Below are 11,821 nucleotides of genomic sequence, written 5' to 3' on the forward strand. Positions count from 1 at the left end.
TCCCTTCCGAAGATACTAGGACGTCCTACTATTTCCCAGTCGTCGCCTCATACGGCTTGCGTCGCCTGCCCGTACCCGGGGAGGTCTGCGGGGCGGCCGGATGCGGATTTCCCGAGGTACGGCCTGCCTGGGCACGCTCGCCGGAACGCTCCAACGGCCCGCGAGCCCGCTCCGCCTGAGCCTGCGCCCTGGCACGCGGCGCGGCATCACCGGCCGGCACCCGGGGTCGGGGCGTGGAGCTGTCGGACACGCGGCTGCGGGGCGTGGCGGTGTCGGCCGGCATGCGAGGGCGGGGCGTGGCGCTCTCGGGCACGCGGGTGCGCGAGTCGCTGGGCCGGAGGGTCGGCGGGCCGCCCGTACGGGTCGCGGAACCCCTCGCCGCGCTCTCGCTCCCCGACCTGCGCGCTTCCGGAGAAGGCGAGGAGGCGGCACCCGAAGCCGGCCCCCGTGCCGTGGACGTGGCGCGGACCTGGGGTGCGGTGCCCGGGGAGGTCGCGCTCGAAGCCGGTCCGCGCGCTGGGGGAGTGGCGCGAGCCGGCGTGGGCGAGCCCGTCGGACGCGCGCCCGCACCGGAGGTGGCGGTCGAGGTGATCCACGGGAAGAGTCCCCTGCGGTGTCGGCCGGAGCCGCGGGAGCGTCCCGCCATCCTGAACGAGACGATCACGGTGGTCAGCACCATCGCCGCGAGTAGCGCCTGGGGTGTGCCCAGCAGGTCGAACGGCGAGTCTCCCGCCCGCGCCACGGGCGCGTCCGCCTGGACGGTGAAGGGCTGGAGCGGCTTGTCCGAGGGGCGTACCTCGATCAGCGTGGGACGCTCCTTGACCATGCGGGGCAGGCCGTACCCGACGACCTTGTCGGTGTCGCGGACCTTGCGCTTGAGCCAGACCCTGTCGACGTTCGCCTCGATTGTGTGGATCTTCGATCCGGCGACCTTCTCGACGATGCCGACGTGGTCGATGCCCTTGTAGCTCTTCCCGCCCTTCCAGTCGTAGAAGACGAGGGCGCCGGGCTCGGGGGTCTGTGACCAGGCGCCCCGCTGGATGAACCAGGCCGCGTGGGAGGGTGTCCAGGCGAACTGTCCGACGAAGTCCTGTACGCCCGCCTTCTGCGCCGCCCATGCGATGAACATGTCGCACCATGGCGCGTCGCGGTACTGGGGGTCCTGGACGAGGTTCGCGTACCACGTGCCGAACTTCGTGTGCTGGCCGCCCTTCTCCCGGTATCCGAGTTCGGGGCGCGCCGCCTTCAGCAGTCCTTCAGCGATCGGGTCCAGGACGACTCCTCCCCAGAAGACCGGCGACTAACGAGGGACTGTAGTAGCGCCATCGTGATCGCGTGCCGGACATCCGGAAAGTGTCTAGATATGAGGTGAAATATGCGTTCTGTGACTGCTGTGACTTACTACTTCAGGTAGGAGTAGAGGTTCTTCCAGCTTCCCGAGTAGTAGCAGTTGAGCGACGGCTCCTTGGCCTTGCCCTCGTTGCACACCTTGACCTCGACCAGCACGACGCGGTGGTCGGTGAAGGAGAACTCCTTGGGCGTGCCCTTGGAGCAGTCGAGGTAGGAGCGGTGCTTGAACGGCACGCTGCCGTCACTCTTCAGGTAGGAGATCCGGAAGACCGTCCAGCCGCAGCCCTTGCTGCTGGTCAAGTCGGTGATCTTGCCCTTGACCCGGACCGTGGCGGTCACGGGGATGGTGTTCTCGTCCCGGCTGACCACGGTGAGGGTCCCGCGCGTGACGGCCTTGTCGCCCTGGGCGAACAGCGGACCCCATGAGCCGGCCGAGACGGCAGGACCGGCCGGAGCGCCGGTGGAGGCGGAGACGATGGTGGCGGGGGCCGCCGTCAGGAGCCCCGCGGTCGCGGCGATCAGGATGGTACGGCTGGTCCTCATGGAGTTTCCCCTCTCTTTGCCGAGAGTGTGTGCTCCTGCGCTTTCACGCTGCTTGAGAACCGCCGTACCTTTTCATGACCCGACGCCCACCCGGTACATCGAGGTGCCGCCCTCCCCCGACGGCACGACGTCGGCCACGATGACGGTCACGTTGTCGGGCCCTCCGCCCTCGTTGGCCAGCTCGATGAGCTTGCGCACGGCGGCGTCCGGCTCGCCGTACGAGGTCAGGATCTCGTGGAGGGTCTCAGGGCCGAGAACGTCGGTCAGCCCGTCGGAGCACAACATGTAGCGGTCGCCGACCTCCGCCTCGCGCAGCGACATGTCCGGCTCGGACCTGCCCTCGCTGCCGAGCACGCGCAACACCATCGACCTGCGCGGGTGCACCGCCGCCTGGTCCTCCGTTATGCGACCCTCGTCCACCATCGACTGCACCAGCGTGTGGTCCTTGGTGATCTGGTAGAGCGCGCCGTCGCGCAGCAGGTACGCCCTGGAATCGCCAAGATGAGCCAAAGCGAACCTCGTGCCGTCCCACAACATGGCGGTCACCGTGGTGCCCATGCCCCTGCGAGCAGGGTCGATCTCGACCAGCTCGGCAAGCCTGCGCCCCGCCTCCAGAACGGCCGCCTCCAGGGCGGTTTCGAGATCGGCGCCTGCCTCTGGCAAGCTTGCGTCGAGCTCGCGCAGCACCGCGATCGTGGCGGAGCTGGCCAGCTCGCCGGCCGCGTGGCCGCCCATCCCGTCCGCGATCGCCAGCATGCGGGCGCTCACGTAGCCCGAATCCTCGTTCTGCTCCCTTCGTCGGCCCACGTCCGACCCGGCGGCATAGCGGATGTTGTGCGTCATAGTATGCAGTAAATCATTGGTTGAAACACTTCACAAGCAGATGCGCTGAAGAGTGTTGTGAACTAATGTGGCCTCCATGAGCCACGACCCGACCGTGAACGCCGGCGACATCGCTCGGCTCGCCGGTGTCGGGCGGGCCGCGGTGAGCAACTGGCGCCGCCGCCACGACGACTTCCCCAAACCCGTCGACGGAACCGCCGCGCAGCCGCTTTTCGCGCTGCGCGAGGTCGAGGCATGGCTGAGTCGCTATGGGAAGTCCTACCAGGTCTCGCTGGCAGATCGCGCGTGGCAACGCCTGAAAGCCTCGGGAGATCTTCAGCTTGGCGAGCTCGTGGCCGCCGCTGGGGACTTTCTCGCCAGTCCCGACGGCGGCGATCACGGGCTCGACGCGGGTCTGGTCACCGTGCTGCGCGAACTGGCCGCCGAGCGCGGCGAGCTGGCCGCCTACGAGTTCCTCTGCGCCCGCTACTTCGAGGCCCACTCCCGCAAACTCTCCGTCACCCGCGAGGACGTCGCGGCCCTGATGGTACGGCTGGCCGCGCCCCGGGGCGGCATCGTCCTCGACCCCGCCTGTGGTGTCGGCACCCTCCTGCTGCCGCTGTCGCCCTCTGGCCGGGCGAAGGCAGGACCCGACGGTGCCAGGGCGCTCGGCCAGGAGCTCGAAGGCAGCTCCGCCCGCATCGCCGCCGCCAGGCTGGCACTGCGCGGTGTCGAGGCCGAGATCGTCCACGGCGACGCGCTCAGGCGCGACGCCTTCCCCGGCCCTCGCGCCGACGCGGTGGTCTGCGACCCGCCGTTCAACGAGCGGTCGTGGGGCTACGACGAGCTCACCGGAGACCCCCGCTGGGAGCACGGCCTGCCGCCGCGAGGCGAGTCCGAGCTCGCCTGGGTGCAGCACTGCCTCACCCACGTCAGGCCAGGCGGCCTGGTCGCCATCCTCATGCCGGCCGCCGCCGCCAGCCGCAGGGCGGGCCGCCGCATCAGAGGCAACCTGCTGCGCGCAGGCGCCCTGCGGGCCGTGGTGACGCTCTGGCAGGGCGGCCCCGACCTGTGGCTGCTGCGCAGGCCCGAGAGCGGCGAGCGCCCGCCCTCCGAGATCGTCATCGTGGACGCCGAGGGCGACCTGGCCAGGGTCGAGCCCGCCCTGCGGGACGGCGCGCACCAGGTCCGCATCATCGACCTGCTCGACGACGAGGTCGACCTCAGCCCCTCCCGCCACGCCCCCCGCGCGGGGGCCGACCTCGGCAGGGCCTTCGCCGACGCGCGCGAACGCTTCCTGGCCGCCTCCGTCGACGCGCCCGACCTGCTGGTCCTCGACCAGCCGCTGGACCAGCCCGCCACCACGATCGGCGAGCTGGTCAAGGCGGGCCTGGTCACCATCCTGCAGGCCCCGCCGAGGATGGCGGCCGACGGCGGCGACCTGCCCGTGCTGACGGCCGACGACGTGGAGCGCGGAACCACCCCGTCGGGCGCCACGACCGCCGAGCCCGGCCTGGTCAGGATCCAGCCGGGAGACGTCGTGGCCACCTACGCCACGGCCAGGGTCGTCAGCCAGGACGGCGCCGTCCTCGGCCCCCAGCTGACTCTCTACCGCGTCGACCAGCATCGGGTGGACCCCCACTTCCTGGCCGGGTTCCTGCGCTCGGCAGGTGCCCGGGTGCCCGCGGGCTCCAGCAGGGTCGACGCGCGCCGTACCCGCCTGCCCAGGCTGTCACTGGCCGAGCAGCGCGCCTACGGCGACGCCTTCCGCCGGCTCGCCAGCATGGAGGACGCCCTGCGCGAGGCGACCGCGCTCGGCGAGACCCTCATCAGGCTCGGCCACGAGGGCCTGGCCGACGGCAGGCTCCAGCCTCCGTCCTGACCCCGGTGTCACGCCGCGCACGTGTCGTGGGTGGCGTCGAACCCCTTCAGCGCCTCCGAGTCCCCCGCCTGCAGGGGCTTCAGCCCTTTCCAGTCGTCGCCGATCGTGAGCACCAGCCGCGGCGTGGTCGCCCCCGCCACGAGCCGCGGCGTGCCGGACAGCAGGTCGCGGGTGATCGTGGGCACGCGGGTCTCCCCGTTCGGCGAGTACAGGAGCAGGGTCGTCGGGTACGGCTTGTGCGGCGCGTCACTGATCTTGGTGATGTGATAGCCGCGCTGTTCGAGCCCCACCGCCACCTGTCCTGCCAGACCGGAGCGAAGGGTGCCGTTGCGCACCTCCACATTGATCCTCGACCGGGGGATCTTCGCCTGCCCGCCCCTGATCCCCGCCACGCTCCTGTCCTTCGCCACCATCTGGAACAGCGTCCTGGCCTGCGGCTGCACCCACTCCACCCGCCCAGGGCTGGTGACGGAGTAGTGCCACGGCGTCGTGATGAAGCGGATCTGTCCTGCGGTCATGCCCTGCGCGCTCTCGGCCAGGTCCTTCATGACGCCGGGGGTCAGGCCCGGGTCGGTGGTGACGGCCTTGGTGGCCGCGTCGAGGAAGCCGAGGAGCCTGGCGGGATCGGTGAGCGTCTGCCCACTCATGACCTTCTTGAGCATGGAGGCGATGAACATCTGCTGCCGCTGGATGCGCCCGATGTCGGAGCCGTCGCCCATGCTGTAGCGGGCGCGGACGTAGCCGAGCGCCTGTTCGCCGCTGAGGGACTGCCGCCCCGCGTCGAGGTGGAGCAGCGCCTTCGTGTCGTCGATGCGTTCGGGCAGGCACACCTCGACGCCGCCGACGGCGTCGACCATGCTCTTGAAGCCGGTGAAGTCGACCTTGACGAAGTGGTCGATGCGGATGCCGGTCAGCGACTCGATCGTCTTCCACGTGCAGCCGATGCCACCGGAGTTGAACGACTCGTTGATCATGCCGATGTGGGGCTGCTGGCCTGGCAGCGTGCCCTTGGCGCGGCACGCGGGCAACTGCACCAGGGAGTCGCGGGGGAAGCTGATCACCATGGCGTCGTCGCGCCTGGACGACAGGTGGGCCAGCATGATCGTGTCGGTGCGCTCACCCTCGATGGTGCGGCCGTATCTGGCGTTCTTGCCGTCACGCTGGTCGGAGCCGACGATTAGCACGTTGAGCGCGGTGGTGGCGGCCTTGGGCGGCCGGGTGGCGCCCAGGTCGCCGGTCACGTCGATGTGCTGCACGTTGCCGGTCAGCTTCACGTAGACGCCGATCAACCCGCCGACGACGGCGAGCACCACTGTCATCGTCACCGCGACGACCCAGCGCAGCCATCGCCTCCGCACCCGCGGAGGCGGCCCTGGAGGGGGCAAAGGCGAAGAAGGGGCGTCAACGAGCCCACTGCTCACATGTCACTCCAGTGGAGGGCCAGTCGAACTCGCCGAGTGTACTGAGTCCCATGGTCCCTGGTGCGCCGGAACCGCGAGCAAGGCGAGGCCATAGGATCGAGCTCTTGGCTTTTGACACCTTTTCGCCGGGAGGCGTTCATGTCCGATGTCACCTTCAAGGGCAACCCGATCACGGTCGGCGGCACCTTCCCCCAGCCGGGCGACGCGGCCCCCGCGTTCAGCCTCGTGGGCAAGGATCTGTCCGACATGACGCTCGCTGCGTTCGGCGACAAGACCAAGGTGCTCAACATCTTCCCCAGCATCGACACGGGGACCTGCGCGGCCTCGGTCCGCCGCTTCAACGAGCTGGCAGCCCAGCACCCCGAGGTGGCCGTGCTGTGCGTCTCGGCCGACCTGCCGTTCGCCCAGTCCCGCTTCTGCGGCGCCGAGGGCCTCGACAACGTGGTGACGCTGTCGCTGATGCGCGGCAGGGAGTTCCTGACCGCGTACGGCGTCGCCCAGGAGTCGGGCCCGCTGGCCGGTCTGGCCGCCCGCGCCGTCGTGGTGCTCGACGGCGACAACAACGTCGTCTACTCCGAGCTGGTCCCCGAGATCACCCAGGAGCCCGACTACGAGGGCGCGCTCAAGGCCCTGGCGTAACCCTCCCGCGGCGGGTCCTCCCTCGTGGAGGATCCGCCGCCAGGCCTGTTGGAGAAGCCGTGGCCTTCGATGACACGGGCGCCGAGGTGCGGGTGCCCTCGACGGTCGACCGCGTGGTGTCCCTCGTGCCGTCGCTCACCGAGTCGGTGGCGGCCACGGGCAAGCTGGTCGGCGCCACCGACTGGTGCAGCCATCCGGCAGACCTCGACGTGGTCAGGGTGCGCGGCACCAAGAACCCCGACATCGAGCGGATCGTGGCGCTCAGGCCCGACGTGGTGCTGGCCAACGCCGAGGAGAACAGGGAGCCCGACCTCGAGGCGCTGAGGCGGGCGGGCCTCGCGGTGTGGGTGACGCGGATCGAGACGGTCGCCGCCGCGTTCACCTCGCTGGCCAGGATGTTCGAGCACGCCTGCCGCGGCCCCGAGCCCGCCTGGCTGGAGCGTGCGCGGGAGGCGTGGGACCTGCCGGAGCCCGAGGCCAGGCGCACCGCGATCATCCCGATCTGGCGGCGGCCGTGGATGGTGGTCGGCCGTGACACCTTCACCGGCGACGTGCTGAGGCGGCTGGGCGTCGACAACCTCTACGGGGACCATCCCGAGCGCTATCCCAAGATCCCCCTCGACGAGCTCGTCGCGAAGAACGCGGACCTGGTGGTGTTGCCGGACGAGCCGTACGCCTTCAACGAGAACGACGGCCCCGAGTGCTTCGGCAGGAGCGCGCTGGTGAGCGGGCGGTTGCTGACCTGGTACGGGCCCTCGATGGTGGAGGCGCCCGCCACGCTACGCGAAAGCCTCGCCCGCTAGCCCCGTCTCCCGGCCCGCCACGGGGCTCACCCCAGCGCGGCGTCGACGCTCGCGGGCGACAGCACGTGCTCGATCACCATCACGGCCGTCCCGATGATGCCCGCCCTGGCGCCCAGCACGCTGGTCACGATCTCCAGGTTCCTGGTCGTGTACGGCAGGCTGCGCCGGTAGACGCTCTCCCTGATGCCGGTCAGGTAGTGCTCCCTCGTCTCGGCCATGTCGCCCGCCAGCACGAGCACGCCGGGGTTGAGCAGGCTGACCGCGGTGGCCAGCACCAGCCCGAGCGTGCGCCCCGCCTCCTGGGTGCGGGCGATCGCCTCGGGGTCTCCGGCCTGCACCAGGCGGACCACGTCGCGGCTGCTCTCCTGCCCGAGGTCCTCGGCCACGGCGTGACCGCTGGCCAGCGAGGCCACGCAGCCCTTCGAGCCGCAGGTGCAGACCCTGACGTCGCTCTCGCTCAGCCGTACGTGGCCGATGTTGCCCGCGGCCTCCTCCACGCCCCTGTAGATGCTCCCGTCGAGCACGATGCCCGCGCCGATGCCGGTGGAGACCTTCACCAGCAGCAGGGAGGGCGAGTGCCGGTAGGAGGCCCACCACTCGCCGAGCGCCATCGCCTTGGCGTCGTTCTCCACCAGGATCGGCACGTCGAACCCGCCGCCGAAGGCCGCCTTGATCGGCAGGTCGTCCCATCCGGGCATCAGGAAGGACCGCAGGACCTTGCCCGAGGTGTGGTCGACCGAGCCTGGCAGGTCGAGGCCGATGCCGCACACCTGGTCACGGGGGCGTCCCGTGCGGTCGAGCAGGCGATCGAAGGCCTGCCGTACCCAGGTCAGGACCTCTTCGGGGCCGCGGTCGATGCGCATGCTCGCGCACTCCTCGGCCTGCGGACGCGCGGTCAGATCGGTCAGCGCCACCCGCGCGTGGCTGGCGCCGAGGTCGGCGACGAGCACCACCCTGCTGGTGGAGTCGAGGGCGAGGACCGAAGGCGGGCGCCCGCCCCCTGACGCCCCCTTGTCGGCCTCGCGGATGTAGCCGGCCTCGATCAGCCGGTCCACCCTGTCGGTGATCGTGGACCTGGACAGGCCGGTGCGCTCGATCAGCTCCTTGCGGGTACGGCACGTGCCCTGCCTGATCAACTGGAGGAGGTGTCCCGCCGTCAGCATCTCTAGCCCTTCTCCGCGCCGGCCGTGAGGCCCTCCGTCAACAGCCGTTCGCTGGCGAAGAACACCAACACGATGGGTAGCGTCAGGACTACCGATCCTGCCATGAGAACGGTCGTCGGGATCTCGATACTGCCCGCCAGTTGGGACAGTCCGAGGGAGACCGTCCAGCTCTCCCTGCGCTCGACGAGGAAGAGCAGGGCGAAGAGGAACTCGTTCCAAGCGATCATGAAGGCGTAGAGCCCGGTGGCCATGAGCGCGGGCTTCGACAGCGGCAGCACCACCCGCCAGATCGTCTCGATCCTGCCGCAGCCGTCGATGGCGGCCGCCTCCTCCACGCTCTGCGGCACGGTCTCGAAGTAGTTGCGCAGCATGTAGACGACGACCGGCACGGTCTGGGCGATGTAGACGAGGATCAGCCCGGCCAGCGACCCGCGCAGCCCGATCATGGTGAACAGCACGAACAGCGGGATCGCCAGCACGATCGCGGGGAAGAGGTAGACGGCCAGGAACAGGAAGTGCACCTGGCGGCGGCCGAGGAAGCGCAGCCTGGCCACCGCGTAGGCGCCGGGGATGGAGATCAGCAGCGTCACCGTGACCGAGGCGACGGCGACGATCGCGCTGTTGCGCATGAAGGTCAGGAAGCCCTGCCTGCCCAGCACGTCCTGGTAGGGGGCCAGGGTGAAGTGCCGTGGCCACAGCGATCCTGGGTCGAGGATCAGCTCCTGGATGTCGCGGACCGACAGCATCACCATGTAGAGGAAGGGGAAGGCGGTGATCAGGGTGAGGAACGCGATCACCAGCGGCCTGAGCACCCTGAACAGTGCGCGTTCGAAGCGGTCCCTACTCATGCTCGCCCCCGAAGAACCTCAGGTACACCGCCAGGAAGGCCACCAGCACGACGGCCAGCACGATGGCCTGGGCCGCCGAGGCGCCGATGTCGTCACGCGCGGTGAGAAAGGTATAGACCCTCACGCTGATCACCTCTGTGCCCGCGCCGCCCCCCGTGAGGAGGTAGACGTCGTCGAACTTGGTGAAGGTGAACACGAACCGCAGCACCGAAAGCAGCGCCACCACCCGCCAGAGCTGCGGCATGATCACGTGGCGGAAGCGCTGGGTCGGCGTCGCGCCGTCCACGACGGCCGCCTCGTCGAGCTCGCGTGGCAGCGCCTGGAGTCTGGCGAGGATGAACAGGAACGCGAAGGGGAAGTAACGCCAGGCCTCGAAGGCGATGACGGTGAGCAGCGCCACCGGCACCCGCAGGCCGAGTAAGGTACCGCCGGCCTGGGTGAGGAAGGCGATCGGCTCGTCGAGCCAGGTGTTGACGATGCCGAACTGCGGGTTCAGCATCACCTCCCACAGGAAGGCGACCGCCACGACGGGGGCGATGTAGGGGGTCAGGATGGAGGCCCTGACCAGGGTGCGTCCCTTGAAGGCGTCCTTCAACGCCAGGGCGGCGACCAGGCCGATCGCGATCGACAGCGCGGTGCCCGCCACGGTGTATATCAGCGTGTTGGCCAGGGAGGTCCAGAATCCCGGCTCGGAGATGACGTAGCTGAAGTTCTCCAGCGTGTAGTTGCCGAAGACCCCCGTCCGCCTGACGTTGATCAGGCGGACGTCCTGGAAGGCGAGCATGATCGCCCACAGCAGTGGCACGACCACCACGACCAGGGTGATGACCAGCGTGGGGGAGATGAGCAGCAGGCCCGCCCTCGCCTCCCGTTGACGCAGGGTCATTGCCTGATCCCGCGCTTGATCGCCTCGACGTCCGCCTTGGCCTGGGTGGCCGCGGCCTGCGGGGTCAGCGAGCCGGCAACCACGGCGCTGAGCGCCTTGGGCACGGGCAGCTCGCCCATGGTGGCCCCGACCAGCTTGCCTTGCCCCTGCGGGATGCCCCACCTGGCGAAGGTGTCGGGGCTGCTGCGCAGCGCGTCGAGCACGTCGTCCGGGTAGATCTCCGCCAGCGGCTTCTTGGCGTCGACGCCCGCGGGCAGCGCGGTCCACTTGGCCTCGAAGCCCTTGCGGGTGGGGAACTTGCCCTCCGGCGCCATCCCGATCCAGCGCTCGTAGCCCTCGTTCATCATGAAGCCGACGAACCGCTGGGCGGCCGTGGCGTTGGCGTCCCTGGTCACCGCCCACGAGACGATCTCGCCGTACTGGGCGGGCGTGCCGCTCCCAGGTCCCTTCAGCGCGGTGACCACGGCGGTGTTCCTGGCCAGCCACCCCTTGTCCTTCCTGCACTCGGCGCAGGACGGGAGCGCGTCGTTCCTGAGCCCGGCCAGCTCGTCGAGGATGTAGGACGACCAGATGGTCATGGCGGCCTTGCCGGCGAAGTAGGTGGCTCTGGTCGAGTCGACGTCCTGCTCACCCTTCACCGAGTACCGCGAGGCCAGGCGCGCGTAGAAGTCGAGGGCCTGCACGCACGGAGGGGAGTCGAGGAGGACGTTGCCGCCGTTGTCCACCAGCTGGCAGCCGTTGGCCAGCGCCACGTGCTCGAAGCTCTGCGCGGTGAAGGAGTCCTTGGGCGCGTTGGCCAGGGTGATGCCCGCGACCCCTCCGGTGTTGAGCTTCTTGGCCGCCGCCTCCAGCCGCTCGTAGGTGTCGGGCGGCTGGAGGCCCGCCTTCTCGAACAGGTCCTTGCGGTAGAGGATCAGCTGCGCCCACCCGTCGCTGGGCACGGCCAGCAGCTTGCCGGAGGCCGTGTCGAGCTCCAGCGCCCTTGCCGAGAAGGTGTCGCGGCCGAGCTGGTCCACCACCTTCTTCGGCGTCTCGGTGTCGAGCAGGTCGTTGGCCTCCAGCTCGCGCACCGCCGCCAGCGGGAGCGCGCCGATGACGTCCGGCAGTCGTCCGGCCGCCGCGGCCGCGGTGACGATCTGGCTGAACTGGTCCTCCGCCACGCCGACCAGATTGACCTTGATACCGGTTCTTTCGGTGAAATCGGCGATGATGCGGCGTTGCACGGCTATGCGGTCGGCGAGTGCTTCCTCGGTCCATACGGTGATCGCGTCGGCGGGCCGATCTTCCGCGCCACCGCCGCACGCGGCCGTGGTGAGGGCCAGCAGCGCGGCGGAGAGGACGGCGGTTACCTTGTACGGCATGACTCGCTCCTCCTGAGGTGTTGTGCCTGGAGTACCCCTTGAACAGGTCGAGCAACGCACTGTGCAATTTCCGGCATCCGTTGAGAAACTCGGCGGGCCGTCG

At 69.7% G+C, this 11,821-nt stretch carries 11 protein-coding genes; 3 read left to right on the forward strand and 8 right to left on the reverse strand.

What is annotated here, in order from left to right; all coding sequences use genetic code 11:
- Positions 1–28: 28 nt before the first annotated feature.
- The 3 genes from AC3EO4_RS17200 to AC3EO4_RS17210 form a co-directional block, all read right to left on the reverse strand.
- Complete coding sequence (locus AC3EO4_RS17200; protein WP_431896669.1) at positions 29–1,273, reverse strand: CHAP domain-containing protein; 1,245 nt, start codon at positions 1,271–1,273, stop codon at positions 29–31.
- A 128-nt stretch (positions 1,274–1,401) separates the two neighbouring features.
- Complete coding sequence (locus tag AC3EO4_RS17205) at positions 1,402–1,893, reverse strand: hypothetical protein (RefSeq protein ID WP_379576580.1); 492 nt, start codon at positions 1,891–1,893, stop codon at positions 1,402–1,404.
- A gap of 72 nt (positions 1,894–1,965) precedes the next feature.
- Entirely contained in the window at positions 1,966–2,736 is a 771-nt protein-coding gene (locus tag AC3EO4_RS17210; RefSeq protein ID WP_379576582.1) for a PP2C family protein-serine/threonine phosphatase, read from the reverse strand.
- A gap of 76 nt (positions 2,737–2,812) precedes the next feature.
- Here AC3EO4_RS17210 and AC3EO4_RS17215 point away from each other — a divergent pair, with 76 nt between their 5' ends.
- On the forward strand, positions 2,813–4,597 hold the full coding sequence (locus tag AC3EO4_RS17215; RefSeq protein WP_379576584.1) for an N-6 DNA methylase: 1,785 nt from the start codon (positions 2,813–2,815) through the stop codon (positions 4,595–4,597).
- Positions 4,598–4,605: 8 nt separating this feature from the next.
- On the opposite strand, the gene AC3EO4_RS17220 is transcribed toward AC3EO4_RS17215, so the two are convergent.
- Positions 4,606–5,955 carry an LCP family protein gene (locus AC3EO4_RS17220; protein WP_379576586.1) on the reverse strand — a complete coding sequence of 450 codons (1,350 nt, stop codon included), beginning with the start codon at positions 5,953–5,955 and terminating at the stop codon, positions 4,606–4,608.
- A gap of 201 nt (positions 5,956–6,156) precedes the next feature.
- Between AC3EO4_RS17220 and tpx the strand changes: the two genes are divergently transcribed.
- Together tpx and AC3EO4_RS17230 are read left to right on the forward strand one after the other, a co-directional pair.
- The gene (gene tpx / locus AC3EO4_RS17225) at positions 6,157–6,657 is read left to right on the forward strand and encodes a thiol peroxidase (RefSeq protein WP_431896517.1); all 501 of its coding nucleotides are present in this window, start codon (positions 6,157–6,159) and stop codon (positions 6,655–6,657) included.
- Between the two features lie 59 nt (positions 6,658–6,716).
- Complete coding sequence (locus tag AC3EO4_RS17230; protein ID WP_379576590.1) at positions 6,717–7,460, forward strand: helical backbone metal receptor; 744 nt, start codon at positions 6,717–6,719, stop codon at positions 7,458–7,460.
- Between the two features lie 26 nt (positions 7,461–7,486).
- Here AC3EO4_RS17230 and AC3EO4_RS17235 read toward each other — a convergent pair whose 3' ends face one another.
- From AC3EO4_RS17235 to AC3EO4_RS17250, 4 genes are read right to left on the reverse strand one after another with little or no spacing between them, the layout of a single operon-like run.
- A complete protein-coding gene (locus AC3EO4_RS17235; protein WP_379576592.1) occupies positions 7,487–8,623 on the reverse strand; it encodes an ROK family transcriptional regulator in 1,137 nt (378 codons plus the stop codon).
- Between the two features lie 2 nt (positions 8,624–8,625).
- Entirely contained in the window at positions 8,626–9,471 is an 846-nt protein-coding gene (locus AC3EO4_RS17240) for a carbohydrate ABC transporter permease (RefSeq protein WP_379576594.1), read from the reverse strand.
- A complete protein-coding gene (locus tag AC3EO4_RS17245; RefSeq protein WP_379576596.1) occupies positions 9,464–10,357 on the reverse strand; it encodes a carbohydrate ABC transporter permease in 894 nt (297 codons plus the stop codon). The genes AC3EO4_RS17240 and AC3EO4_RS17245 overlap by 8 nt, the downstream gene beginning before the upstream one ends.
- The gene (locus AC3EO4_RS17250; protein ID WP_379576598.1) at positions 10,354–11,718 is read right to left on the reverse strand and encodes an ABC transporter substrate-binding protein; all 1,365 of its coding nucleotides are present in this window, start codon (positions 11,716–11,718) and stop codon (positions 10,354–10,356) included. Before AC3EO4_RS17250 ends, AC3EO4_RS17245 begins: the two co-directional genes overlap by 4 nt.
- Between the last annotated feature and the right edge of the window lie 103 nt (positions 11,719–11,821).

The organism is Nonomuraea sp. bgisy101, from assembly GCF_057708945.1.

Excerpts from the sequence above, each read along its gene's own strand:
- AC3EO4_RS17205 (WP_379576580.1), bottom strand. The coding sequence starts at position 1,893 with ATGAGGACCAGCCGTACCATCCTGATCGCCGCGACCGCGGGGCTCCTG.
- AC3EO4_RS17210 (WP_379576582.1), bottom strand. The coding sequence starts at position 2,736 with ATGACGCACAACATCCGCTATGCCGCCGGGTCGGACGTGGGCCGACGA.
- AC3EO4_RS17215 (WP_379576584.1), top strand. The coding sequence starts at position 2,813 with ATGAGCCACGACCCGACCGTGAACGCCGGCGACATCGCTCGGCTCGCC.
- tpx (WP_431896517.1), top strand. The coding sequence starts at position 6,157 with ATGTCCGATGTCACCTTCAAGGGCAACCCGATCACGGTCGGCGGCACC.
- AC3EO4_RS17235 (WP_379576592.1), bottom strand. The coding sequence starts at position 8,623 with ATGCTGACGGCGGGACACCTCCTCCAGTTGATCAGGCAGGGCACGTGC.
- AC3EO4_RS17240 (WP_379576594.1), bottom strand. The coding sequence starts at position 9,471 with ATGAGTAGGGACCGCTTCGAACGCGCACTGTTCAGGGTGCTCAGGCCG.
- AC3EO4_RS17245 (WP_379576596.1), bottom strand. The coding sequence starts at position 10,357 with ATGACCCTGCGTCAACGGGAGGCGAGGGCGGGCCTGCTGCTCATCTCC.
- AC3EO4_RS17250 (WP_379576598.1), bottom strand. The coding sequence starts at position 11,718 with ATGCCGTACAAGGTAACCGCCGTCCTCTCCGCCGCGCTGCTGGCCCTC.